Consider the following 24,897-nt stretch of genomic DNA (forward strand, 5'->3'; position numbering starts at 1 on the left):
GGTGCCCGGCCTCCCCGGGCGCGGGCACTTTCCCGGCCGTTCCTGGCGCGGGGCCCCTCCCGGCCCCCACTACGGCGGGGCGCGGCGCCCGGGGCGCATGATGCTTCCGGAATGTCCGCCGCACCGCCGGCGTTCCATGGATACCGACCTTCCGAGGAGGAGCCCGCATGTTCCTGTCCCGTCGCGCCCCCGTCCTCCCCACCCCCGAGGAAGCCCTCCCGGGCCGCCCCTCCCCCGCCTTCTCCGTCCCCGACCGGCATACGGTCCTGGGGAACGCCCTGCTGGGCCCGTATCCGGAGGGGCTGGAGGTCGCGGACTTCGGTCTGGGCTGTTTCTGGGGCGCGGAGCGGAAGTTCTGGCAGATCCCCGGCGTCTGGACCACCCTCGTCGGCTACCAGGGCGGCCACACCCCCAACCCCTCCTACGAGGAGGCGTGCTCCGGCCGTACCGGCCACACCGAGGCGGTCCGCGTCGTCTTCGACCCCTCGGTCATCTCGTACGAACAGCTGCTCAAGGTCTTCTGGGAGTCCCACGACCCCACGCAGGGCTTCCGCCAGGGCAATGATGTCGGCACGCAGTACCGCTCCGCGGTCTACACCCACTCCCCCGCCCAGGCGGCGACGGCCGCGGCCTCCCGCGAGGCGTACCAGAAGGTCCTCACATCCTCCGGCTACGGCACGATCACCACGGAGATCCTCCCGGCCGAAGGCCGCCCGTTCTATCCGGCCGAGGCCTACCACCAGCAGTATCTCGACAAGAACCCCGCGGGCTACTGCGGTATCGGCGGCACGGGCGTGAGCTGCCCGGTGGGCGTAGCGCCCACCGACGGCTGACCGCGCTCACGGCTTCTAGCCGAGGTACGGCCGCTCCCGGCCCTCCAGGTAGTGCCTGATGCGGAGTTGCTGTGTGTGGTGCATGGGGAGGTCGTCGAGTTCGGCGGGGGCGATGAACCGCAGTTCGGTGGACTCGTCCGAGATGGCGAGTTCACCGCCCGTGACATGGGCGGTGAAGCAGATGTTGAACTGTCTGCGGACCTCTCCGTCGCTGTAGACGATCACGTGACGCGGATCGGTGTATGTGCCGACCAGTCCGGTGATCTCGACCTCCAACCCGGTCTCTTCCGCGACCTCACGGACGGCCGCGCCGGGCAGGGAATCGGTCATCTCCATCCCGCCGCCGGGCAGGGCCCAGAGTCCACTGTCCCGGCGGCGCTGGAACAGGATCCGTCCGTCGTCGTCGGTCACCACAGCCGAAGCCGCAACGACCAGGCTGTTGGGTTCGGGTGCGTCGGGGTCGTCGTAGTACTCCGTGCGGGCCAAGTTCACTCCTCAGGTGCTGGGGTTGCCGTGGTCCAGACGGCTTCGAAGCTCTGAGCGTAGGTGCGGAAGGGCCCTCCCTCTCCGCCGCGACGGAGGTGCCGTATCGGAGCGGCGTAGGCGTTCACGCCCCGGCTGTGCGCGTTGACGATCAGCTGGTCATCCGTGGCAACGCAGTGGACCGCAGCACCGGTGATCTTTCGACGGACGGACTCCGTCACTCCGGCGGCGCTGATGGATAGCGGGTCCCTGATGTACCCGTGCGACGCGTGCCGCTGCTGAGTCATCGCGTCGGCTCTGCGGGCTGCTGGTGTTCTGGTCCCGGGACGGCCGGGCGGTGCTCGGCCGACAGGCCGTCATCGGGCCGTCCCCACTGACGTGGGGTCGAGCTCGCCAACGCGATCGGCCCGTTGATACACCTCGGAACATCCCCGCAAGCGCGGGGTCGAGCTCGTCGGATCGATCCCGGACTCCTGTGACCAGGGAACATCCCCGCAAGCGCGGGACCGAGTGGTACGCGGGACCGTGGCCGGTGGAGTGGCTGGGAACATCCCCGCAAGCGCGGGACCGAGCCGGGCAGACGACAAGTCCGGCCGCACAGGTTCGGAACATCCCCGCAAGCGCGGGACCGAGCAGGATGTTGTCCACGATGCAGAACGAGCACGCGGAACATCCCCGCAAGCGCGGGACCGAGCTCACGCTGCGCGTGCTCCGTCCATGCGAACAGGGAACATCCCCGCAAGCGCGGGACCGAGGCTTGTTGAACTGGGGTTTCTTCAGCGGTTGGCAGTCGTTTCGTTCAGTTGGAGCGTGCGGATACGGCTGTCGGTCGAGTCGGCGTGAGGGTATTGGACAGTGTCACGGGCATGATCATCACGGGTCAGGGAGACAGGCGCGAGGCGCCGGGCAAACCCCTTGTCCCGGAAGGGCATGCCGTATCGCCATCGTTTCCGATACCGCACGTCCCCGTCCAGCACGGCACAGCGGGGTGCGCGCGCTTGAGTGGCCAAGGGCGGACCGGCGGGGGCGGTTGTCGGGTCACACGCGGGCTTGTCGGAGCTGATGCGGGCGAGAGTGACAGGGGCCGCCGTACTTGCCGAACCCCCGGCAACGCGTGGGTGCCGTGCCGGCACATCCCGTTCCGTCCAACGGCGGTTCACCGGTGCGTCGGACGGGCGGGCCCGGGGCTATCCGGTCATCATCCAGGGGTCGCCGCCGGGGAGGGGTCCCGGTGGGCGGCCGGTCCCCGCTCGTACGAAACCACCCGAAGGTCCCCGGACAGCCATGAGATTCCGGCGATTCGGCACCATGCCAACTCCCGCAGAGATCAAGAGAGTTGCAGTGTCGGCGGGAGCGGAGATCGGGAATCTGTCCGAATCATAGGCAACCGCCGTCACTTCATTGAGTGATAACAACACCCGTGGCGATACTCCCCCGGAATCCCGCGGATGCGGGAGTCGGACCTTCTCCAGGGGGCTGTATGCGCAGTCACATCAGAAGATCACTGAGTATCGCCGTGGCCGTCACGGCAGGAATGGCGCTCACCGCCGGGGCGGGCGCCGCACCGCCCGGCGAGGGAAATGGCGGCAAAGGCCAGGGCCAGCCCCGGGGCGGGGGCGCGGTGTCGCACTCCGTCACGCTGGTCACCGGGGACCGGGTCCTCGTCGGCACGGACGGCTCGCCCGTCGCCGTCCGGCGGGCGAAGGGGCGGGAGGGAATGCCCTTCCAGGCCCTGCGCGCGGGACGGAGCACCTATCTCGTCCCGTACGACGCACAGCGCCTCATCGCCGCCGGGACAGTGGACCGGAAGCTGTTCGACATCACCGCGCTGAGCACGCCCGAGAGCCGCCGGGCCTACCGCGACGGTGTGAAGGTCATCGTCTCGTACGGAGGTCCGGCGGCCGCGGCCGCGAAGACCGCCGTCCGGTCATCCGGCGGTACGAAGGCCCGCAAGGCCCTGCCCGCGGCGGGCGCCGAAGCACTCACCACGGCGCCGGGGCGGGCCACGGCCCTGTGGGAGGCGCTCACCGACACCGCGGCGGACGGCAGGATCGCCGCCGCCGCGGGCGTACGGAAGATCTGGCTGGACGGGGCCGTCAAGGCGAGTCTGGACCGGACGGTGAAGCAGATCGGCGCGCCGGCCGTCTGGGAGGGCCGGTACGACGGCACCGGGGTGAAGATCGCGGTACTGGACACCGGCATCGACGGCAGCCATCCGGATCTCGCGGGCAAGGTCGTCGCCGAACGGAACTTCACCCCCACCGCCGATGCCGGGGACCGCCACGGCCACGGCACCCATGTGGCGTCCACCGCCGCCGGAACGGGGGCGAAGTCGGGCGGGACGCACAAGGGCGTGGCGCCCGGTGCCCGGTTGATCAACGGCAAGGTCCTGGACGACTGGGGCGGCGGCACCTGGTCCGGGATCATGGCCGGGATCGACTGGGCGGTGGCCCAGGGCGCGGACATCGTCAATATGAGCCTCGGCGGGTACGACAGCCCCGGCGTCGACCCGGTGGAGGCGCTGATCGACCGGTACACCGCGGAGAAGGGCGTGCTGTTCGCCGTCGCCGCGGGCAACGACGGTCCGGGCCGGCTGACCGTCGGCACCCCGGGCACCGCATCCGGCGCCCTGACCGTCGGAGCGGTAGACGGCCGCGACGAGATCGCGTTCTTCTCCAGCCGCGGACCCCGGCTGGGCGACGGCGGCATCAAGCCCGATGTCACCGCCCCGGGCGTGTCCGTCACCGCGGCCGCCGCCACCGGCACCGGGCCCCAGAGCCCGCCCGGCTACACCGATATGGACGGCACCTCCATGGCCGCCCCGCACGCGGCGGGGGCGGCTGCGCTGCTCAAACAGCGGAACCCGGACTGGACCGGGGGCCGGATCAAGGCCGCCCTGGCGGGTTCGGCGAAGCCCGGACCGTACGACGTCTTCACCCAGGGCACCGGCCGGATAGCCGTTGACCGGGCCGTGTCACAACAGGTCGTCGCCGAACCCGCGTCGGTCTCCCTCGGCACCCACCCGTGGCCCCACGACGACGCGGCACCCGCCACCGAGCAGGTCACGTACCGCAACAGCGGGCCGGCGGACCTCACCCTCGACCTGGCGCCGACCGGGGTGACGGGCCCCGGCGGCGCACCCGCCCCGGCCGGTCTCCTCACCCTGGGCGCCTCGCGCATCACCGTTCCCGCGGGCGGCACCGCCGCCGTCGGTGTGACGGCCGACATCCGGGTGCCGGGCGCCGCCGACGGCACGTACCAGGCCACGGTCGTGGCCACCGGCGACGACGGCCGCACCGTGGTCCGCACCGCCGCCTCGGTGCACCGCGAGCCGGAGTCGTATGCGATCACCCTGCGGGCGATCGGCCGGGACGGCGCCGCGAACCCGAACGCGTCGGCGTCCCTCGTGGGGCTCGGCGGTGAGCTGGACGGCGTCTATCTGCCGATCGACCTCTCCGCGGGGGAGCGGACCGTGCGGCTGCCGAAGGGCATGTACCGGCTCACCGGCTCGTCGTTCACCGGCCGCCCGGCGGACGGGATCGACGAACTGGTGCAGCCGGTGCTGGAACTCGACAGGAACACCTCCACGGTCCTCGACTTCCGGAACACCAGGCCGGTCGACATCGCCGTCCCCGACCCCCGGGTCCAGGAAGGGGCCGGAGTCGTACAGCACCAGGTGAGTCTGGGTACGGAGCGCTACCACTCGGCGGTCATGGTGCCGTCCCTCGGTTCGCTGCGGACCGGGCATCTCGGCCCCGCGCTGGCCGACGGCAGCCTGACGTACTCCCTGCACAGCAACTGGCGCGGGCCGGGCGTCGACTACAACACCGTGCTCGTCGGCCGGGGCGACCGCTTCCCGACGGGGGCGGCCAAGCACTACCGGAAGGCCGATTTCGCCCGGGTCGACGCCGGACTCGGCGCCTCCGTCCCCGGCCGGTCCGGTGGCTACATCCCCTTCGGCCGGCCCACCGGTGACGGCTTCTGGGGCTTCGGCGTCGACACCGTGGCCCCGGCCCAGACCCGCCGCAGCAGCTTTGTGACCACGGCTCACGGAGTCCGCTGGGGCATGGAGTACGCCCAGCTGAAGCGTCCGGACGACTTCTGGTTCGAAGGGGAGACGGTGCACGCCTTCGCCGAATCCCGCGCCTTGACGGCGGGCAGGACGTACCGGATCGACTTCAACACCGCGGCCCACGGGCCTTCGGTGGGCACGGTCTGGGGTGTCTTCCGGGACGGGGATACGCTCCAGGGCCGTCTGCCGCTGTTCTCCGACGGCCACGGCAACGCTTCCCTCGCGGGGACGTACACCTCGACCCGCACCACGCTCCACCGGGGCTCGACGCTCGTCGGCCGGATCGACGAGCTGCCGTACTTCGTGGAGCTGGCGACCCTGCCCGCGCAGCAGGCGCAGTACACCCTGGTGTCGACCGTCAGCCGGGCGCCCGATATCAGCCGGGCGGCGACCCGGATCGACGGATCGTGGACCTTCCGTACCGGACGGACCGCCCCCGGCAGCCCGGAGCAACTGCCGCTCTCCACAGTCCGCTTCGCCCCGGCCGTCGGACTCGACTCGACCGCCCCGGCGGGCCGGACGCAGAGCATCCCGGTCACCGTGCAGGGACCGGCCGCCGGAAAGAACCTGAAGTCGCTGAGCGTCTCCGTCTCCTACGACTCCGGGAAGAAATGGCGGAAGGTCACCGTGAAGAACGGAAAGATCACGGTGAAGAACCCGGGCAAGGGGAAGGCGATCTCGCTTCAGGCGTTTGTCTCCGACAAGAAGGGCAACAGGGCTTCGGTCAGGATTGCCAACGCCTATCTGGGGAAGTGACCACCGCCCCGGGCCGGTCGACTACCGCCACCCGTCGGAGCCCGAACTTCCCCCGGGCTCCGGCGGGTTGGCCCCGCCGGTCCCGATCGCCGCTCCCCGGTGATATCGGCTCCGTTTTTCGATCACGGATACGTCACAGCGGCTATGGCGTCGCCGCATCGGCCAATTCCCTTGCCCCTCGGTCCGATACTTCGTTCCGCGGGAGAGTTCCACGGGACTGGTTCCACAGGGAGTACGGAAATCGCCAGGTGCCCGGCCGGCAGAGCAACCGGAGCGTCGTCACCGTCCACCGGGCGCACCTCGACGCCGAGCGTGCCGTCCGGGGGCCGGGAAAACCGTTCGGCGGTCTCCCCGGCCCCCGGCTACGGTGGACGGATGGGACCGCACCTGCACTACTTCTTTCTCTGATCAGGGCCACGGACGCCGCCGCGTCGAGCGACTGACCGCTCCGCCGGCGTTCCGTTTCCGTCTGCCCTGCCGCGGCTGACGCCCTTCTCCGGCGGCGCCGCGCTCCTTCCGCCTCCCAGGGAAAGAACCATGCGCGAACGCGCCCGCTCCACCGTGCCCGCACCCGTCCCGGCGTCCGTACCGGGGGCATCGGAACGTTCCCAGCTGACCGTCAGGGACGTCTCCAAGGCCTACGGCACCCGGCCCGTACTCGACCAGGTGTCCTTCACCGTCCGGCCCGGCGAACGTGCGGCCGTCATCGGCGAGAACGGCTCAGGGAAGTCGACCCTGCTCCGGCTGATCGCGGGTGAGGAAACCCCCGACGGCGGGGAGATCACCGCCGTCGCGCCCGGCGGCACCGGGCATCTCGCCCAGACCCTCGACCGCACCTTCCCAGGCCTGGGCGAGGACCACACCGTCCAGGACACCGTCGACGCGGCCCTCGCCGAGCTGCGGGAGCTGGAGCGGCTGCTCCGCGCGGCCGGGGAGCGGCTGGGGGCCGATCCCGGCGAGGCGGAGCTGACCGCGTACGGCGAACTGCTCACCGCCTTCGAGGAGCGCGGCGGCTACGAGGCCGACGCCCGGGTCGACGCGGCCCTGCACGGCCTCGGCGCCGGCGCCCTGGGCCGTGACCGGCGGCTGGGCACCCTGTCCGGCGGCGAGCGGTCCCGGATCGCGCTCGCCTGCGTCCTCGCCGCGGGGCCCGAGCTGCTGCTGCTCGACGAGCCGACGAACCACCTCGACCGGCACGCCGTCGGCTGGCTGGAGGACCGGTTGCGGGCGCACCGCGGCACGGTCGTCGCGGTCACCCATGACCGGGCGTTCCTCGAAGGGGTCGCCACCACCGTGCTGGAGGTCGACCGGGATACCCGGTCGGTCGGCCGGTACGGGGACGGCTGGGCTGGCTACCGCACGGCGAAGGCGGCGGCCCGGCGGCGCCGGGAGCAGGAGTACGAGGAGTACGTCGCCGAGCTGGCCCGGACGGAGGAGCAGGTCGCGGCGGCCGGGCAGCGGCTGGCGACCAGCGGCAGGGATCCGGGCCAGGGCTTCGGCAAGCACCGCAGGTCGCACGAGGCGAAGCTGTCGGGCCGGGTGCGGGCGGCCCGGCAGCGGCTGGAGAGACTGCGCCGCGAACCGGTGGCGGCCCCGCCGGAGCCGCTGCGCTTCCGGGCCGCGCCGGTGACCTCGGCGGAGGCGGTACGGCCTCCGGCTCCGGTTCAGGTCCAGGTCCAGGTCCGGGAGAGCGCCCCGGCAACCCCGGTCCAGCTCCAGGAGAGCGCCCCGACAACCCCGGTCCAGGTCCAGGAGAGCGCCCCGGCAACCCCGGTCCAGGTCCGGGAGCGCGCCCCGGTCCCGGGCCGCCCGGAGGCCGCCCCCGCCCCTGTCGCGCCCCGCGGCCCCGTCACCGAACTGACCGATGTCGTCGTCGCCGGACGGCTGCGGATCGCCGCGCTCCGTATCGACTCCGGCGGCCGGCTCCTGGTGACCGGACCGAACGGGGCCGGGAAGACGACCCTGCTCCGGATCCTCGCCGGAGAGCTGCGGCCGGACGGCGGCACCGTGCACCGCCCGGCACAGGTCCGGGTCGGCTTTCTGCCGCAGGAGCTGCCGCCCGCCGCACCGGCGAAACCGCTGCTCGACGCCTACGCGGCGGACCGGCCGGGCCATCCGGACGAGTACGAGGACGAGCTGCTGGGCCTCGGGCTCTTCCGCTCCGCCGACCTCGCGGTGCCGGTCGGCGCGCTCTCCGTCGGGCAGCAGCGGCGGCTCGCGCTGGCGCGGCTCGTGGTGCGCCCGGCCGATCTGCTGGTGCTGGACGAACCGACGAACCATGTGGCGCTGAGCCTGGTCGAGGAGCTGGAGGAGGCGCTGGGCCGGTACGAGGGCGCGGTGGTCGCGGTCTCCCACGACTGGCGGTTCCGCGGCGGCTTCGGCGGGGAGCGGCTGGAGCTGCGGTCCGGGCGCCCGGCGGACCCGGCCCCGGGGCACGGTTAGGGTCGTACGCGTGGGGATCAGCGAACAGCAGACGGCGGCCGGCCCGACCACGGCCGCCCGCACCGAGATACCGGCCGCCCGGGACGGCGGCGGGACGGCTGGCGCCGCGGGGCGGTGGTCCGCCCTGCGGGTACCGCTCGCCGTCACCGGCGCCGCCCTCCCGTTCTACCTGCTGTGGGTGGGCTGGCTGGCGACCGGCGGCGGTGATCTGGCGGCCCAGCTGGCGTGGACCGGCTTCGCCGAGGCGCATCCGTCGGCCGCGTACAACCTCTCCTGGTACGGGGGCACCCACACCGCCAACTACAGCCTGCTGGCGCCGCCGCTGATGGCGCTGCTCGGGGTGCGGGCGGTGTCGGTGCTCGCCGGGCTCGGCGCGACCTGGGTGCTGTCGCTGATCTTCGTACGGAGCGGAGTGCGGTATCCGCTGCTGCCCGCGCTCCTGGGGGCGTTCGCGCTCTGGGCGAACATCGCCTCCGGGCGGACCACGTTTGCGCTGGGCGTCGCGATCGGGCTGGTCGCGGTCCGGTACGTACGGCGGACGTGGATCGCGGCCCCGACCGCGGCGCTGGCGACGGCCGCGAGCCCGGTGGCCGGACTGTTCCTGGTGGTCGTGGGGGCCGCGTACCTCCTGGAGCGGCAGTGGCGCCCGGCCGCCGCGCTGCTGGTGCCGCCCGCCCTGGTGGTGGGCGTCACCACGGTGCTGTTCCCCTTCGGCGGCGAGATGCCGATGCAGTCCAACAAGCTCTGGATGCCGCTGTGGATGTCGGCGGTGGTCGTGCTGGCGGCACCGCGGGACCGCGGCTGGCGGCTGGTGCGGTGGGGGGCCGGGATCTACGCCCTCGGCACCGTCCTGACCTACTTCACACCGTCTCCCATCGGCCGCAATGTGGAACGGCTGGTGGGGCTGGCGGGGCCGCCGGTGCTGATGGCTGCGGTGATTGCGTCCGTGACGGCCGCGGGCGGGCTGGCGGCGCTGGCCGCTTCCTGGCGGCGGCGGGCGCCCCGGGTCCTGGTGCCGCCCGTGGTCCTCGCGGTGGCGCTGGGCCTGCTCACCAACTGGCTGGTCGACAAGACCGAGGACGATCTCGTCGTCTCCAACAAGGTGCCGGCCTGGGCGGAGAACACCGACGGGGTGGTACGGGAGCTGGAGCGGCTCGGTGCGGACCGGACCCGGGTCGAGGTCGTCCCGGCCCGCAACCATCGCGAGGCGACCGTGCTCGCCCCGCATATCAACATGGCCCGCGGCTGGAACCGCCAGCTGGACGTGGAGCGGGGTCGGCTCTTCTACGACGGGTCGCTGGACGCGGAGACGTACCGGGCCTGGCTGGACCGCTGGGCCGTCGGCTTCGTCGTGCTGCACCACGGCCGCCCGGACGGGCCCGCCGAGGAGGAGGCGGCGCTGGTACGCGGCGGACCGTCGTATCTGAAGCGGGTGTGGCGGGACGCGCACTGGTCGGTGTACCGGGTGGCGGACCCGGTGCCGCTGGTGTCCGCGCCCGCGCAGGTGGTCCGGCAGGACCGGGCCGAGCTGGTGGTGCGGATGCCCGCGGCCGGGTCGGTGACGGTCAAGGTGGCCCATTCGCCGTGGCTGCGGGCGGAGGGAGCCTGTCTGGAGCCGGAGGGCGAGTTCACCAGGCTGACGGTGGAGAAGGCCGGGGAGTACCGGATCGGATCGCCGTACCGGCCGAGGCTGCCGTGGGCGGGCGACCCGGGCTGCTGAGACCGGGCCCGTACAGCAGGGGGGCGGCACCCGCAGCGGGTGCCGCCCCTCCCTTTTGCCGTACGGAGCAGGTCAGACCGACGAACCGGCCTTCCAGGACGCCCAGTCCATGTTCCAGCCGTTCAGGCCGTTGTCCGGCTTGATCGTCTTGTCCTTGGAGTTCTTCACGATGACGACATCACCGATCATCGAGCTGTTGAAGAACCAGGCACCGGGCTGGTTGGGGTCGTTGGCGCCCTTCTTGTCGTTGAGGCCGACACAGCCGTGGCTGGTGTTCTGGCCGCCGAAGACGGAGTCGGCGCCCCAGTAGTTGCCGTGGATGAAGGTGCCCGAGGTGGAGAGCCGCATGGCGTGCGGCACGTCCTTGATGTCGTACTCGCCCTTGCCGTCGGAGTCCGTGAAGCCGACCGTGGCACCGTTCATCCGGGTCTCCTTGAACTTCTCGGAGATCACCATCTGACCGTTGTACGTCGGGGTGGCCGGGGCGCCCGCGGAGATCGGGATCGTACGGATCGTCTTGCCGTTCCGCGTCACGACCATCTGCTTCGAGCCGGCGTCGACCGTGGAGACCTGGTTGCGGCCGATCTTGAAGGTGACCGTCTTCTGCTGGACGCCGAAGACGCCCGGCGCGCCTTCGACCCCGTCGAGGGCCAGCTTCAGGGTGACGGTCGAGCCTTCCTTCCAGTACTGCTCGGGACGGAAGTCGAGCCGCTGGCCGTGGAACCAGTGGCCGACGATCTCCTGGCCGCCCGTGGACGTCACGGTGATCCCGGACTGGACGGCCTTGCGGTTCTTGATGGGCTTGTCGAAGTTGATGGACACCGGCATGCCGACGCCGACGGTCTGCCCGTCCTCCGGCGTGAAGCGGCCGATGAAGCTGTTGCCCGGGGAGACCGTGGTGAAGGAGCCGTTCTCGAAGGCGACCAGGCCCTTGTCGTCCTTGGCGGAGGCGGTGACCTTGTAGGTCGTCGACCGCTTGAGCGGCTTGGCGGGGGCCCAGCTCTTGCCGTCGGCGGTGATCGCGCCCTCGACCGGAGCGCCCTCGGAGGTGACCATCTTGACCTCGGTCAGGGTGCCGTCGGCGACGGTGACCTCGGCGTTGTTGATACCGGCGTTCGCGGTGCCGTTCTTGGGCTCGATGGTTATTCGGGCCTTGGAAACCTGCTTCGCGGCCGCCTCGTCGACCTGGGCCTGGGACTTCTTGCCGGTGTCGGTGCCGCCGCCGTTGTCCTTGTCGCCGTCCCCACTGCACGCGGAGAGGACCATCACACCACCGAGCACAGCGGACGCGACCATCAGGCCCCTGCGCCGCTTGCTGTCCGTCATCACACGCATCTCCATCGTCGCCTGTCCCCTGTCCCCATGACCGGACTCCGGGGAACACATCTGTTCCGGGGGTTTTGGTTCCCCCTACGTACGGTGATGTGGCGCACACCACTCGCGACCGGCCCGGCCGACGCGGTCCGCCCCCAACAGCGGCTCCGCACGCCACGGTACGCCGTGGTCGCCGTCCCTCATCCGATCATCCGACGCGGGTACGGCCTCCACCGTACAGACCGGGGGTGACAACGGGCAGTCACGGGCCCCTCACGAAGCGGATGCGGGCGGTGACGCGCCCCGGGTCGGGCCGCCGTGCCCGGAACGCACCGGCGGCACAGCGCGTCCTACCCATCGTCCCGGGGCCGGATTTCGTCCCCCGGCAGCCGTTCACTAGCATCGGCGCACCGCCCGAACGACACCCAACTCGACGATGCCTCAAGGAGGATCGCGTCCGTGTCCCTTGCCCCACGACCACTGGTGACCGCCGCCGCAGCGGGGTCTTTGCTCTGTGCGCTGTGGTTCGTCCCGTCCGCGAACGCGACCACCGAACGGCCCTCGGCCGACCGGGGTTACAGCAGTACCGCGAGCCTCGGGGACACCGGGACCACGGTCGGCGCGCCCCTGCGCCTGGCCGATACCGGAAGCATCGACACCACCCCGTACCTGCTGGGCGGGGCCGCCTTCCTGACGGTGGGCATCTCCTTTGTCACCTATGCGGTACGGCGCGGGCACTCCGCGTCCGACACGCCCTGACCAGCCCGGCCCCGGGGGCTGCCGCGGGGCCGCCGCACCCGTACGGACCCCGGCGGTTCAGCCCAGCGGGCCCGTGACCCGCTCCACGGCCGCGATCAGGCCGCCGTCGCGGACGAAGCCCTCCGCAGCCGCCAGATCGGGCGCCAGGAACCGGTCCGGCCCCGGGCCCGCGACACCCGCGGCCCGCAGCGCCGCCACGGCCGCGGCGGAAGCCGGAGCGGGCACCAGACCGTCCCGCAGTTCGATCGCGCGGGTCGCCGCGTACAGCTCGACGGCGATGATCCGCCCCAGCGCGTCGACGGCGGTCCGCAGCTTCCGCGCCGCCGACCAGCCCATCGACACATGGTCCTCCTGCATCGCGGAGGACGGGATGGAGTCCACGGACGCCGGAACGGCGAGCCGCTTCAGCTCAGAGACCAGTGCGGCCTGGGTGTACTGGGCGATCATCAGCCCCGAGTCGACACCCGGATCGTCGGCGAGGAACGGCGGCAGCCCATGGCTGCGGTTCCGGTCCAGCAGCCGGTCGGTACGGCGCTCCGCGATGGAGCCCAAATCCGCGGCGGCGATGGCCAGGAAGTCCAGGACGTACGCCACGGGCGCGCCGTGGAAGTTGCCGTTGGACTCCACCCGGCCGGCCTCCGGGAGGACCACCGGATTGTCGACCGCCGCGGCGAGTTCACGGTCGGCCACCAGCCGCGCATGGTCCAGCGTGTCCCGGCCCGCGCCCGCCACCTGCGGTGCGCACCGGACCGAGTAGGCGTCCTGGACCCGCGGGGCCTCGTCCTGCTGATAGTGACCGGTCAGCCCGGAACCCTTCAGCACGGCGGCCATGTTCGCGGCGGCCACCGCCTGGCCGGGATGCGGACGGATGGCGTGCAGCTCCGGCGCCAGAACGCGCTCCGTGCCCAGCAGGGCTTCGAGGCTCAGCGCGGCCGTGATGTCGGCGCTCTTGTACAGCCGCCGCAGATCGTCCAGGGCCAGCAGCAGCATGCCCAGCATGCCGTCGGTGCCGTTGAGAAGCGCCAGCCCCTCCTTCTCCCGCAGCTCCACCGGGCCGATGCCATGGGCCGCGAGCAGCTCACCCGCGGGCCGCACCTGCCCGTCGGGGCCCTCCGCGTCCCCCTCGCCCATCAGGGCCAGCGCGCAGTGCGAGAGCGGCGCGAGATCCCCGGAGCAGCCGAGGGAACCGTACTCGTGGACCACGGGGGTGATCCCGGCGTTCAACACCGCCGCCATGGTCTCCGCGATCTCGGGCCGGACCCCGGTATGCCCCGAGCACACCGTCTTCAGCCGCAGGAACATCAGCGCCCGCACCACCTCCCGCTCCACCCGCGGGCCCATCCCCGCGGCATGCGAGCGCACGATGTTCCGCTGGAGCGCGGCGCGGAGACCCGGCCCGATATGCCGGGTGGCGAGCGCACCGAACCCGGTGGAGACGCCGTACACGGGCTCGGGCTTGGCGGCGAGCGCGTCGACGACGGCGCGGGCGGCGGCGAGGGCGGCGGTCGCCTCGGGGGAGATCTCGACGCGGGCGCCGTGCCGGGCGACGGCGACGACATCGGCGGAGCTGGTACCGGACGTCCCCACCACGACGGTATGCATATCCATATTCAGCAGCGTACGGACTGAATTGACACATGTCACGGGGTCACGGGCCCCTGGGAGCGGGGTCCCTGCGGTCTGCGGGCTCCTGCGCCCGGGGCCGTTTCCGGCTGCGGGCCGTGGGCGGCTGGTCGCGCAGTTCCTCGCGCCCCCGGGTACACGTCCTCTCCGCCCCTGCTCGGTGCGGGTCGTCCGGTAGTCGAGTCCCGTCGCTCCGTGGGGTAGGCGCGGGGTCCTGTCGGTTACAGGTGGGTCGGTGGCCTCACGGCAGCCCGGGTCGGAGCCCGAGGTTCACGGCGGCCCCTCCACGCCCCTGAACGACCGGCGTTCCCGCGCATGGCGGACCGGTGTGTCCGCAAGCCGCAGTACCGCCCCGTCCCGCCCCGCGACCACCGGTTTCACGGAGCGCGCCGCCTTCGCCCGGTACTGTGCCGCGTCCGCGAGCCGGAACAGCCGCCGGGCCGTGGGGATCTCCCCGATCGGGTCCCCCGTGGAGGCGACCCCGCAGGCCACCCCTTCCCCGGGCTCCAGCTCCGCGGCCCGTACGCAGAGTTCGCCGGCGACCCGGACCACCTCGTCGGCCTCGGGTCCGACGCACACCAGGCAGAACTCGTCGCCCCCGAGCCGCGCGGCCAGCGCGTCCGGCAGTATCGCCCCGCACAGCGAGAGCACCGAGCCGAACCGTTCCAGCAGGCGGTCGCCGACGGCGTGCCCCAGGGTGTCGTTGACGCTCTTGAGCCCGTTGAGGTCGCAGACGACGAGGCTGACGACCGTACCGTCGGCACGGTGCCGTTCGAGCGCCTCGTCGAGCCGGGTGTCCACGGCGCGCCGGTTGGCCAGACCGGTGAGCGGGTCGGTGAAGGCGAGTCGCCGCACCTCCTCCAGGCGTTCGGTCTGGGCGATCCCCGCGGCGACGACGGCGGCGAGGACGGTCGCGAAGTGGGCCTCGTCGCGGCCGAAGACGGGCGCGCCGACGGGCCGGGCCACGTACAGCTCGCCCCAGGCCCGCCCGTGCAGCACGATCGGCGCGACGACGCAGCAGCCGCGCCGCCGCCGCCGGAGACCCGCCGCCCGGCCGCGCGCGCCGCCGGTTCCGACCGGGAAGGAGGGGTGCCGGTAGCCCCGGGCGGGGGTGCGCTCGGGCCCGTACTCGGGTACGACGGAGTCCCGTCCGGGCTCGGCCCACCCTCCCGGAGGCCCGGCTTCCGCGGAGGTCACGGGGCCGGGCTCGATGCCCTCGGGCACCGGGCCCGCGCCGACGCCCCCCGGCACCGGCCCCTCCCCCGGCGAACCCTGCGAACCCGGCGGACCCGGCAGGCCCGGCGGACCCGGCAGGCCCGGCAGGGGAAACGCCGCGAACCCGGGTACGCCCCCGGACTCCGCGGTCTCGACCCAGGCCTCCGGCTCCCCACCACCCGCCCACCGTTCGTGCAGGAATTCGGTGATCTCGGGGAAGCGGTTGACCGGGTACGTCTCCGCCTCGGGGAACTCCTCCTCGTCCGGTGTCCGTTCCCCCGCGTTCACCAGCACCTTCAGCCGGCCCAGTTCCCGTTCCCAGACCGACAGCGCGGCGAAGGAGCCGTCCAGGGCGGCGCAGGCGCCGAGCGCGGCCGCGCTCCAGAACTCCCGGGGAGTCTGCGCGGCCGCCATCGCCTGTGCCAGTGCCACTACGGCCCGCAGCCGCTGATCCTCAGCCATCACCCCAGCTTAAAGACTTGTGCCCGTTTTAGGACGATATGGCACTACCGGGGAGTCACTCAGGGTGACGGATGGCCGGGCGTTATTCGCCGGGCCAGTCGGGCTTCCGCTTCTCGTTGAACGCGGCGACGCCTTCCGCGCGGTCCCCGGAGAAGGCGACCGTGCGCCAGGCCGCGTCCTCGACCTCCAGACCGGCCCGCAGGTCGAGCCCCTGCCCCAGCCGGAGCGCGCGTTTCGCGGCCCGCAGTCCGACCGGGGAGTTCCCGGCGATCCGGTCGGCCAGCGCCAGCGCCTCCGTACGGGCGTCGCCGTCACCCTCCGCCAGCCGGTCCACCAGCCCCAGGGCGAACGCCTCGTCCGCGGCCACCCGCCGGGCGGTGAACACCAGCTCGGCGGCGCGGGCCGCGCCGACCCGGCGCGGCAGGAGCTGCGTACCGCCGCCGCCGGGAATGACGCCCACGGAGACCTCGGGCAGGGCCACCACCGTGGTCGCGTCGGCGACGATCACATCGCAGGCCAGGGCGAGTTCATAGCCGCCGCCGAGGGCATAGCCGCGGACGGCCGCGATCGCGGGCATCGGCAGTTCGAGCACACCGGTGTACGCGGCGCGGGCGAGCGGGCGCTGCCGCATCAGCTCCGCGTCGCTCAGCCCGTTGCGCTCCTTGAGGTCGGCGCCGACACAGAAGGCCCGGTCGTGGGTGGAGGTCAGGACGGCCACCCGGACGTCGCGGTCCCCGGCGAGCGCGGCGCAGGCGGCGGCGATGGAGCGGGCCATCGCGGCGGAGACCGCGTTCATCGACGCGGGCCGGTCGAGGACGAGTTCGGCGACGTGGCCGTGCGTCCGTACCACGACGAACTCCCCGAAGCGCTGCTCGAAAGGCCCTTCGGCGACGGGGACCGAAGGGTCCGGGGGATGCGGCGGATCCGCCGAGAGGAACGACGGGGCCAGCGGGGACTGCGCGCCATCCGACGGCGGTACGGACATCCGACACCCTCCCGGTGGACCCCTCGGGCCCGGTTAACGACGGTTCACGGGATCATATGCGGGCTCCCGCCCGCCCCCGCAAGGCCGCGACCGGCCCGCCGGAGCCGCGGCCGGTGCCGCCCGGGGCCGCGCCTACCCGCGGACGGCGGACCGGAACCCGCTCCGGGCGGCCGGGACCGCGGCGGCCCGCCCGGAGTACGACCCGTCGCCACCCGCCCCACGCACCGCAGGACTTGCCCGGGAACCGCCGCGCAGGCGTACCCGGGCGGTTCCGGCAACGCGGCGCGGGGCACCCGCCGAGCCGCCGGGCCCCCGAGGGTGCCGCGGCCGCCGTCGCGGGCCCGGCAAGTTCACCCGGACCGGGCCGGGCGGCCCGGGGCACGGGGGCTCGTCACGTACGCCGCGAGAGCATCCACGGTTCGACGATCCCGAGCCCCCGGACGGGCCGCTGCCACATCGGCTGGAGGGCGTAGCGGTACGGCGGCGGGGGCTCGCCCTCCTTCTCGGCCGTCGCGGCCTCCTCCGCCGCCTGCGTCTCGGACTTGGGCGCGTCCCCGGCCCTGATCAGGTCCAGCGCGAACGCGCCGTCCACCAGGATGGTGTCCTTGGGCGCTATCGACGTCAGCCTGCTGGCGAGGTTGACCGTCGTGCCGAACACATCGCCCATCCGGGTCGTGACCGTGCCGAAGGCCAGTCCGACCCGGAGGGAGGGCATGGCGTCGTCGTGGTTCATCGCGTCGATGAGCCGGAGCGCGATCTCGGAGGCGGTGCCCGCGTCGTCGGCCGCGTAGAGGACCTCGTCGCCGAGGGTCTTGATGAGCCGGCCGCCGTGCGCGGCGACCAGGTCGGCGGCCGTGGTCTCGAAGATCTCGACGAGTTCGCCGAGTTCCTCCTCTTCGAGACGGCGGGTGAGCCGGGTGAAGCCCACGAGGTCGGCGAAGCCGATGGCGAGCCGCCGGTCGACCATCTCCTCGTCGTCGGCGGCCTGGACCACCCGCCCGGTGGCGGCGGCGAGCTGGCGCCGCCAGACGTAGACGAGGAACTCCTGCAGCTCCGGCAGCAGCAGTTCGATCAGCGGGTACGTGACCTCGGTACGGGTCATGCCCGGTTCGGGCGGCTCGGTCAGGCCCTCCAGGAAGGAGTCGATCTGCCATTCCGCGAGCCGGGCGGTGGTCTGGCCGGTGGAACGGGCCACCTGGATGGCCATCGGCTCGCTGAGCAGCCCGGCCTCCACCAGGCCCGCCAGCCGGCGCAGGGCCAGGACATCGGCCTCGGTCAGCGCCCTGGCCTGGCCGATATCGGCGAAGCCCATGGCCCGCCAGAAGCGGGAGGCCAGCTCCATGGAAACCCCGGCCGTCCGGGCCGCCTGGAAGGGGGTGTAGCGCCGCTCGGCACCGAGGATGAGCTGTTCGAGACGGATGGCGAGGGGGTCGTCGGTGGGTTCGGCGGTGTGGTCGACGGCATGGAGGGGGGTCGGATGCACGGCGCCTGCACCGGCGCCCGACCGGGACGCTGAGCCCGAGGGGGAGGCCGCGGCGCCGCCGGAACGGCCCGTACCGGAGCCGTCCGGCCGGCCGGAAGCGCCGGATCGCCCGGCCCCCGGTCCGGTCCCGGACCCGTCGGACGCGCCCGCGCCGGAAGTGGTGTCGTCGACGGTCACCAGCCGCCTCCTGCCCTTTCCCTGCGCAACTGCCCTGCCGATCTGTCGCTCGATCGCCTCAACGATACGGCAGATGTGCCCTGGCTCACGTCCCCGCGGCGGTTCCGGTTCACCCGCCCGCCGTCGGCACGGAAGGGCACCCGCCGGGGTGCGCGGACCGCCCGCGGCGCCCCCGCCGCCCGTACCGCGGCCGACTCGCCGGAGCACCGCCCCGGAGAACCTCTCACCGGGACGGGAGCGGGCGCAGATGCACCACGTCGCCCGCGCCGACGGCCGACCGCTCCCCGTTCTCCAGGGCCAGGACCAGCCGTCCGTCGCCGTCGACGGCAACGGCCTCGCCGATCCGCTCACGGCCGCCCGGCAGCTCGGCACGGACCGTACGGCCCAGCGTCGCACAGCCTGCCGCATATGCCTCCTGCACTTGCGAGGCGATGGGGTCGCCGCCGGCCGTCCGCCAGTCGCCGTACCACCGCTCCAGCGACCGCAGCACCGCCCGCAGCAGCGGATCGCGGTCGGTGCCCACCGCTCCGGCCAGCGCCAGCGAGCCCGCCGTCGGGACCGGCAGTTCGGCGGCGCGCAGGGTCACATTGATGCCGATGCCGACGACCACCGCGCCGCCCTCGGCCCCACCGGCCCGCTCGGCCAGGATGCCGCCCGTCTTCCGCTCCTCGCCGTCGACCGTCACCAGCAGGTCATTGGGCCATTTGAGGGACATATCGACACCGGCGGCCCGGCTGAGCCCGGTCGCCGCGGCGACGCCCGCGAGCAGCGGCAGCCACCCCCACCGCTCGACCGGGACGTCCGGTCCGGGCCGCAGCAGTACGGAGAAGAACAGTCCGGACCGGGCGGGGGCGCTCCACCTCCGGTCCAGCCGCCCCCGTCCGGCCGTCTGCTCCTCGGCGACCAGGACGGCCCCTTCCGGACTGCCGGGGGCCCGTGCGACGAGATCCGCGTTGGTGGAGCCGGTCGACGGCACGACGTCGAGGGAGGTCCACAGCCCGCCGGGCCGTACCAGCGCCCGGCGCAGCGCGGCCCGGTTCAGGGGCGGCCGGTCCAGATCTCCCCAGCGGCCGCCCGCGCCCACCGCCCCCGCGAACCGGGTTCCGTCGGTGTTTCCTGGCGCATTCTCAGACGTCATGCAAGCCAGGGTAGGTGTGTCATACGCCGCACTGCGCGGGCGCAGGCCCGCCGATACGCTACGAGCCGGTAGCCGACGGCAACGAGTTGCCACCGCCCGGTGCCCGACCCCTCCGCCGTCCGTTCTCACCAGTCCCCTTCAGTTCACGTCGAGTCCCGCCGGTCCTTCGCCGGGCCTCGTCCGCGTCCAGGGAGCCGCTTCCCGATGTCTGAGCCGGAACAGCAGCACGACAGCCACACCACCGAGGGCCGGATCGCGGATCTGCGGCGCCGTAGCGAAGAGGCGGTGCACGCCGGTTCGGCGCGGGCCGTGGAGAAGCAGCACGCGAAAGGGAAGCTGACCGCGCGGGAGCGGATCGGCCTGCTGCTGGACGAGGACTCGTTCGTCGAACTCGACGAGCTGGTACGGCACCGGTCCACCAGCTTCGGACTGGAGCGGACCCGTCCGTACGGCGACGGCGTCGTCACCGGCTACGGAACCGTCGACGGCCGTCCGGTCGCCGTCTTCTCCCAGGACTTCACCGTCTTCGGCGGGGCGCTGGGCGAGGTCTACGGCCAGAAGATCGTCAAGGTGATGGACTTCGCGCTGAAGACCGGCTGTCCCGTCATCGGCATCAACGACTCCGGCGGCGCGCGTATCCAGGAAGGGGTGAGCGCCCTCGGCATGTACGGCGAGATCTTCCGCCGCAACACCCATGCCTCCGGGGTGATCCCGCAGATTTCCCTGGTCGTCGGCCCCTGCGCGGGCGGCGCCGTCTACTCGCCCGCGATCACCGACTTCACGGTGATGGTCGATCAGACGTCCCATATGTTCATCACGGGTCCCGATGTCATCAAGACGGTGACCGGTGAGGACGTCGGTTTCGAGGCGCTGGGCGGCGCCCGTACCCACAACACGACGTCGGGTGTGGCGCACCATATGGCGGCGGACGAGAAGGACGCCGTCGAGTACGTGAAGTCGCTGCTCTCCTATCTTCCGTCGAACAACCTCTCCGAGCCGCCGACCTTCCCCGAGGAGACCGGGCTCGCGCCCACGGACGAGGACCGGGAGCTGGACGCACTGATCCCGGACAGCGCGAACCAGCCGTACGACATGCACACGGTCGTCGAGCACGTCCTCGACGACGGCGAGTTCCTGGAGACCCAGCCGCTGTTCGCGCCGAACATCCTGACCGGCTTCGGCCGGGTCGAGGGCCGTCCGGTCGGGGTGGTCGCCAATCAGCCGCTCCAGTTCGCGGGCTGCCTCGACATCGACGCGTCGGAGAAGGCGGCGCGCTTCGTCCGCACCTGCGACGCCTTCAACATCCCGGTGCTGACCTTCGTCGACGTCCCCGGCTTCCTGCCGGGGGTCGACCAGGAGTACGGCGGCATCATCCGGCGCGGCGCAAAGCTGATCTACGCCTATGCCGAGGCGACGGTCCCGCTGATCACCGTCATCACCCGCAAGGCATTCGGCGGGGCCTACGACGTCATGGGCTCCAAGCATCTGGGCGCCGATCTCAACCTCGCCTGGCCGACCGCGCAGATCGCGGTGATGGGCGCCCAGGGCGCGGTCAACATCCTGCACCGCCGGGCCATCGCCGAGGCGGGTGACGCGGAGGCCCAGGAGGAGACCCGGGCCCGGCTGATCGCGGAGTACGAGGACGCGCTGCTGAACCCCTACACGGCGGCGGAGCGCGGCTATATCGACGCGGTGATCGTGCCGTCGGACACCCGGGCGCAGATCGTGCGCGGGCTGCGGCATCTGCGGACCAAACGGGAGAGCCTGCCGCCGAAGAAGCACGGCAACATCCCGCTGTAGGCCGTGCCGGCGAAGTACGGGAAGTACGCGGAGTACGAGAAGTACGCGAAACAGCGCCGTCCGCCCGGAGGGGCCGCCATGATGATCAGGATCGTACGGGGCAATCCGACGCCCGAGGAGCTGGCCGCGGCACTGGCCGTGGTCCGCGCCCGGGTGGGCGGCGGCGCGGAGGGGTCGCCCGCACCCCCGCCCTCGGAGTGGTCGTCCCCGGCCCGGGTGGCCCGTACGCCGCGTCCGGCGCCGGGACCGCACGCCTGGGCTCGGACGTACTGGCCCTCCTGAGACCTGCGCGCCTCCTGCGGTACGACGGACCTCCCGGGGCCCGGTTGAGTACTCGTACTCATGCGTAACCCCGGACGGGACCGGCAGGATCGGAAGCATGCTGTGGTCCGACCCGGAGAACGAACCCCCCGAGGAGCTGCGCGAGACGCAGGCCATGATGCGCCGCGCGGGCTTCCTGCTCGCGCTGGCCATGGTGCTGGGGATGATCGTGGTGGGCCTCCGGTGATAAGGGCGGCCCTGCGCCGAACGGGGTAATCCGGCGCCGGAGCGCGCCTACGATGGGCCGCATGACCGCCCACGCCACCCCCCGTACCCCCGCACCCCGTCTCGTCCTCGCCTCCGCCTCGCCCGCCCGGCTGCGGCAGCTGCGCGCGGCCGGTCTCGACCCCGAGGTGATCGTCAGCGGAGTCGACGAAGACGCCCTGAGCGCCCCCACCCCCGCCGAGCTGGCACTGGTCCTCGCGGAGGCGAAGGCCGCGGTCGTCGCCGCCCGTCCCGAGATCGCCGGCGCCCTGGTGATCGGCTGCGATTCGGTGCTGGACCTGGACGGCGAGGCGCTGGGCAAGCCCGCGGACGCGGAGGAGGCGACAGCCCGCTGGAAAGCGATGCGGGGCCGCTCCGGAGTGCTGCGCACGGGCCACTGCGTCACGGACACCGCCACCGGCCGGATCGCCTCGGCCACCGCGTCGACCACGGTCCGGTTCGGGGAACCCTCGGACGCGGAGATCGCCGCGTACGTGGCGACCGGGGAACCCCTGCACGTGGCGGGCGCGTTCACGCTCAACGGCCGTTCGGCGCCGTTCATCAACGGGATCGACGGCGACCACGGCAATGTCATCGGCATCTCGATGCCGCTGCTGCGGACGCTCCTCGGGGAGCTGGGCCACTCGGTCACCGACTTCTGGTCCTGACGGCTCGGCGGTACGGAACGGCCACCGGCACGGGCGGTCCCGGCGGCACGGGACGGCCACCAGCACGGGCACGGGCGGTCCCGGCGGCACGCCCGCAGGGTGCCGCGCCCGGAAACACCGGTGGCGCGCACCGGTCCGGCCGGTCGCGCCGGGGCGCGGAGAAGGGGGTGTACGGAAGGCACACCGAAGACACGCACGCCGTCCCGCGCCCCCGGTTCGCCCCGTGCCCGCCCCCATGGCGCGACATATTCGGCCCCACCTCGGAGAATGAAAAGAATCATTCCGCCATTCGTAGGGACTCCACAAAGAAACGGGTTGCTCGGCTGGCCCCACGGACAGAGACCTGTGCCACATACGGGGGCTACTGTCTGGAGGAAGCAACCCGTCGTACCGTGGTGCGACAAGGGATTTCGCGACTCGAACGAGCCTGGAATCACGCTCCGTGTGGGCAAGCTCACCCTAGGGGACGGGTCGAACAGCCGTGTCGGCAGTCCCTAAACTCGGCTTGTTTCAAGGAGGGAGCCACATCGTGCGCAAGGTGCTCATCGCCAACCGAGGCGAAATCGCTGTCCGCGTCGCCCGTGCCTGCCGGGACGCCGGAATCGCAAGCGTAGCCGTCTACGCCGACCCGGACCGGGACGCCCTGCACGTCCGCGCGGCAGACGAGGCGTTCGCCCTGGGCGGTGACACCCCGGCGGCCAGCTATCTGGACATGGGGAAGGTCCTCCAGGCCGCGAAGGACTCCGGTGCCGACGCGATCCACCCCGGGTACGGCTTCCTCTCCGAGAACGCCGAGTTCGCCCAGGCCGTCATCGACGCCGGGCTGACCTGGATCGGTCCGCCGCCGTCCGCGATCCGCGATCTGGGTGACAAGGTCGCCGCCCGGCATATCGCCCAGCGCGCGGGTGCCCCGCTGGTGGCCGGCACGCCCGACCCGGTGTCCGGCGCCGACGAGGTCGTCGCCTTCGCCCGGGAGAACGGGCTGCCGATCGCCATCAAGGCGGCGTTCGGCGGCGGCGGCCGCGGTCTGAAGGTGGCCCGCACCCTCGAAGAGGTGCCGGAGCTGTACGACTCCGCGGTCCGCGAGGCGGTCGCCGCGTTCGGCCGGGGCGAGTGCTTCGTCGAGCGGTACCTGGACAAGCCGCGGCATGTGGAGACCCAGTGCCTGGCCGACCAGCACGGCAATGTCGTGGTGGTGTCGACCCGTGACTGCTCGCTCCAGCGCCGGCACCAGAAGCTGGTCGAGGAGGCCCCGGCGCCGTTCCTGACGGACGAGCAGAACGCCGAGCTGTACCGGGCTTCGAAGGCCATCCTCAAGGAGGCCGGTTACGTCGGCGCGGGTACGGTCGAGTTCCTCGTCGGTCTCGACGGCACGATCTCCTTCCTGGAGGTCAACACCCGTCTCCAGGTGGAGCACCCGGTCACCGAGGAGGTCACCGGCCTCGACCTGGTCCGCGAGATGTTCCGGATCGCCGACGGCGAGGAGCTGGGCTACGACGACCCGGCGATCCGCGGCCACTCCTTCGAGTTCCGGATCAACGGCGAGGACCCGGGCCGCAATTTCCTCCCGGCGCCCGGCACGGTCACCCTCTTCGACCCGCCGGCCGGCCCCGGCGTCCGGCTGGACGCGGGCGTCGAGTCCGGCAGTGTCATCGGCCCCGCCTGGGACTCCCTCCTGGCCAAGCTGGTCATCACCGGCGCCACCCGGGAGCAGGCGCTCCAGCGGGCCGCCCGGGCGCTTGCCGAGTTCCAGGTGGAGGGCATGGCGACCGCCATCCCGTTCCACCGTGCGGTCGTCGTCGACCCGGCGTTCACCAGCGACCCCTTCCGGGTGCACACCCGTTGGATCGAGACCGAGTTCGTCAACGAGATCCCCGCGTTCGCGGCGCCCGCCGACGCCGATGCGGAGGAGGAGCCGGACCGCGAGACGGTCGTCGTCGAGGTCGGCGGCAAGCGCCTTGAGGTCTCCCTCCCGGCCCATCTCGGCATGACCCTGGCCCGTACGGGCCTGGCGGCGGGGGCGAAGCCCAAGCGCCGCGCCGCCAAGCGCTCCGCCGCGGCCGCCTCCGGCGACACCCTCGCCTCGCCCATGCAGGGCACGATCGTGAAGGTCGCGGTCGAGGAGGGCCAGGAGGTCAACGAGGGCGACCTGATCGTGGTCCTGGAAGCCATGAAGATGGAACAGCCCCTGAACGCGCACCGTGCGGGCACGGTGAAGGGTCTGAGCGCGGAGGTCGGCGCGGCGATTTCGTCGGGTGCGATGATCTGCGAGATCAAGGACTGACGGCGGGCCGGGGGCGTGCGCCCCGGCCCGTACGGTACGGAAGGGCCCGCCAGGTTCATGCGACCGACGCTGTTGGCGAATTCGGGTCCTGAGCGTGACGTCGGCCTTCATGACCTGGTTGTGGTCGTGAAGGCCGATGTTGTCTTTGGGGAGGGTGT

The 24,897-nt window shown here is 72.5% G+C and carries 17 protein-coding genes, 1 pseudogene and 1 CRISPR repeat array; of the genes and pseudogenes, 10 read left to right on the forward strand and 8 right to left on the reverse strand.

Annotated elements, in window-relative coordinates:
* Positions 1-167: 167 nt before the first annotated feature.
* A complete protein-coding gene (gene msrA / locus ACIQ9E_RS06540) occupies positions 168-833 on the forward strand; it encodes a peptide-methionine (S)-S-oxide reductase MsrA (RefSeq protein ID WP_403702817.1) in 666 nt (221 codons plus the stop codon).
* A gap of 15 nt (positions 834-848) precedes the next feature.
* On the opposite strand, the gene ACIQ9E_RS06545 is transcribed toward msrA, so the two are convergent.
* Positions 849-1,319, reverse strand: coding sequence for an NUDIX domain-containing protein (locus ACIQ9E_RS06545; protein ID WP_403702819.1), 471 nt, complete (start codon positions 1,317-1,319; stop codon positions 849-851).
* Positions 1,320-1,321: 2 nt separating this feature from the next.
* A pseudogene (locus ACIQ9E_RS06550) lies at positions 1,322-1,480 on the reverse strand (XRE family transcriptional regulator); the annotation flags it as partial.
* A 197-nt stretch (positions 1,481-1,677) separates the two neighbouring features.
* Positions 1,678-2,071: a CRISPR direct-repeat array (repeat unit 28 nt; unit sequence GGAACATCCCCGCAAGCGCGGGACCGAG).
* A 725-nt stretch (positions 2,072-2,796) separates the two neighbouring features.
* Here ACIQ9E_RS06550 and ACIQ9E_RS06555 point away from each other — a divergent pair.
* The 3 genes from ACIQ9E_RS06555 (at position 2,797) to ACIQ9E_RS06565 (ending at position 10,306) form a co-directional block, all read left to right on the forward strand.
* Entirely contained in the window at positions 2,797-6,144 is a 3,348-nt protein-coding gene (locus tag ACIQ9E_RS06555; RefSeq protein ID WP_403702822.1) for a S8 family serine peptidase, read from the forward strand.
* Positions 6,145-6,681: 537 nt separating this feature from the next.
* Positions 6,682-8,586, forward strand: a complete 1,905-nt coding sequence (locus ACIQ9E_RS06560; protein WP_403702829.1) for an ABC-F family ATP-binding cassette domain-containing protein — start codon at positions 6,682-6,684, stop codon at positions 8,584-8,586.
* Between the two features lie 10 nt (positions 8,587-8,596).
* The gene (locus tag ACIQ9E_RS06565; RefSeq protein ID WP_403702832.1) at positions 8,597-10,306 is read left to right on the forward strand and encodes a hypothetical protein; all 1,710 of its coding nucleotides are present in this window, start codon (positions 8,597-8,599) and stop codon (positions 10,304-10,306) included.
* 72 nt (positions 10,307-10,378) lie between these two features.
* Here ACIQ9E_RS06565 and ACIQ9E_RS06570 read toward each other — a convergent pair whose 3' ends face one another.
* Positions 10,379-11,647 (reverse strand): Ig-like domain-containing protein, encoded by a 1,269-nt coding sequence (locus ACIQ9E_RS06570; protein WP_403702835.1) that lies wholly within the window; start codon positions 11,645-11,647, stop codon positions 10,379-10,381.
* A 432-nt stretch (positions 11,648-12,079) separates the two neighbouring features.
* Here ACIQ9E_RS06570 and ACIQ9E_RS06575 point away from each other — a divergent pair, with 432 nt between their 5' ends.
* Positions 12,080-12,379, forward strand: coding sequence for a hypothetical protein (locus ACIQ9E_RS06575; RefSeq protein WP_403702838.1), 300 nt, complete (start codon positions 12,080-12,082; stop codon positions 12,377-12,379).
* Positions 12,380-12,436: 57 nt separating this feature from the next.
* Here ACIQ9E_RS06575 and hutH read toward each other — a convergent pair whose 3' ends face one another.
* From hutH to ACIQ9E_RS06600, 5 genes are all read right to left on the reverse strand, one after another.
* Positions 12,437-13,981, reverse strand: a complete 1,545-nt coding sequence (gene hutH, locus ACIQ9E_RS06580) for a histidine ammonia-lyase (protein ID WP_403702966.1) — start codon at positions 13,979-13,981, stop codon at positions 12,437-12,439.
* Between the two features lie 291 nt (positions 13,982-14,272).
* A complete protein-coding gene (locus tag ACIQ9E_RS06585; protein WP_403702841.1) occupies positions 14,273-15,679 on the reverse strand; it encodes a GGDEF domain-containing protein in 1,407 nt (468 codons plus the stop codon).
* Between the two features lie 82 nt (positions 15,680-15,761).
* Positions 15,762-16,664 carry an enoyl-CoA hydratase/isomerase family protein gene (locus tag ACIQ9E_RS06590; RefSeq protein ID WP_403702843.1) on the reverse strand — a complete coding sequence of 301 codons (903 nt, stop codon included), beginning with the start codon at positions 16,662-16,664 and terminating at the stop codon, positions 15,762-15,764.
* A gap of 391 nt (positions 16,665-17,055) precedes the next feature.
* Positions 17,056-18,147 (reverse strand): adenylate/guanylate cyclase domain-containing protein, encoded by a 1,092-nt coding sequence (locus ACIQ9E_RS06595; protein WP_045852888.1) that lies wholly within the window; start codon positions 18,145-18,147, stop codon positions 17,056-17,058.
* A 400-nt stretch (positions 18,148-18,547) separates the two neighbouring features.
* Positions 18,548-19,462 carry a biotin--[acetyl-CoA-carboxylase] ligase gene (locus tag ACIQ9E_RS06600; protein WP_403702847.1) on the reverse strand — a complete coding sequence of 305 codons (915 nt, stop codon included), beginning with the start codon at positions 19,460-19,462 and terminating at the stop codon, positions 18,548-18,550.
* A gap of 204 nt (positions 19,463-19,666) precedes the next feature.
* Here ACIQ9E_RS06600 and ACIQ9E_RS06605 point away from each other — a divergent pair, with 204 nt between their 5' ends.
* From ACIQ9E_RS06605 to ACIQ9E_RS06625, 5 genes are all read left to right on the forward strand, one after another.
* Positions 19,667-21,262 (forward strand): acyl-CoA carboxylase subunit beta, encoded by a 1,596-nt coding sequence (locus ACIQ9E_RS06605; RefSeq protein WP_403702850.1) that lies wholly within the window; start codon positions 19,667-19,669, stop codon positions 21,260-21,262.
* Between the two features lie 81 nt (positions 21,263-21,343).
* Positions 21,344-21,544: an acyl-CoA carboxylase epsilon subunit gene (locus ACIQ9E_RS06610; protein WP_403702969.1), complete on the forward strand. Its 201-nt coding sequence runs from the start codon at positions 21,344-21,346 to the stop codon at positions 21,542-21,544.
* Positions 21,545-21,641: 97 nt separating this feature from the next.
* The gene (gene mmpB / locus ACIQ9E_RS06615) at positions 21,642-21,770 is read left to right on the forward strand and encodes a morphogenic membrane protein MmpB (protein ID WP_403702853.1); all 129 of its coding nucleotides are present in this window, start codon (positions 21,642-21,644) and stop codon (positions 21,768-21,770) included.
* Between the two features lie 61 nt (positions 21,771-21,831).
* A complete protein-coding gene (locus ACIQ9E_RS06620) occupies positions 21,832-22,455 on the forward strand; it encodes a Maf family protein (RefSeq protein WP_403702857.1) in 624 nt (207 codons plus the stop codon).
* 529 nt (positions 22,456-22,984) lie between these two features.
* The gene (locus ACIQ9E_RS06625; protein WP_403702860.1) at positions 22,985-24,739 is read left to right on the forward strand and encodes an acetyl/propionyl/methylcrotonyl-CoA carboxylase subunit alpha; all 1,755 of its coding nucleotides are present in this window, start codon (positions 22,985-22,987) and stop codon (positions 24,737-24,739) included.
* Positions 24,740-24,897: the final 158 nt, after the last annotated feature.

The sequence above is a fragment of the Streptomyces sp. NPDC094448 genome (assembly GCF_044763775.1).
Classification (GTDB): domain Bacteria; phylum Actinomycetota; class Actinomycetes; order Streptomycetales; family Streptomycetaceae; genus Streptomyces.

Coding starts and splice junctions, on each gene's coding strand:
- msrA (WP_403702817.1), top strand. CDS start 168: ATGTTCCTGTCCCGTCGCGCCCCCGTCCTCCCCACCCCCGAGGAAGCC.
- hutH (WP_403702966.1), bottom strand. CDS start 13,981: ATGCATACCGTCGTGGTGGGGACGTCCGGTACCAGCTCCGCCGATGTC.
- ACIQ9E_RS06620 (WP_403702857.1), top strand. CDS start 21,832: ATGACCGCCCACGCCACCCCCCGTACCCCCGCACCCCGTCTCGTCCTC.
- mmpB (WP_403702853.1), top strand. CDS start 21,642: ATGCTGTGGTCCGACCCGGAGAACGAACCCCCCGAGGAGCTGCGCGAG.
- ACIQ9E_RS06590 (WP_403702843.1), bottom strand. CDS start 16,664: ATGTCCGTACCGCCGTCGGATGGCGCGCAGTCCCCGCTGGCCCCGTCG.
- ACIQ9E_RS06560 (WP_403702829.1), top strand. CDS start 6,682: ATGCGCGAACGCGCCCGCTCCACCGTGCCCGCACCCGTCCCGGCGTCC.
- ACIQ9E_RS06600 (WP_403702847.1), bottom strand. CDS start 19,462: ATGACGTCTGAGAATGCGCCAGGAAACACCGACGGAACCCGGTTCGCG.
- ACIQ9E_RS06605 (WP_403702850.1), top strand. CDS start 19,667: ATGTCTGAGCCGGAACAGCAGCACGACAGCCACACCACCGAGGGCCGG.
- ACIQ9E_RS06610 (WP_403702969.1), top strand. CDS start 21,344: ATGATCAGGATCGTACGGGGCAATCCGACGCCCGAGGAGCTGGCCGCG.
- ACIQ9E_RS06555 (WP_403702822.1), top strand. CDS start 2,797: ATGCGCAGTCACATCAGAAGATCACTGAGTATCGCCGTGGCCGTCACG.
- ACIQ9E_RS06570 (WP_403702835.1), bottom strand. CDS start 11,647: ATGGAGATGCGTGTGATGACGGACAGCAAGCGGCGCAGGGGCCTGATG.
- ACIQ9E_RS06585 (WP_403702841.1), bottom strand. CDS start 15,679: ATGGCTGAGGATCAGCGGCTGCGGGCCGTAGTGGCACTGGCACAGGCG.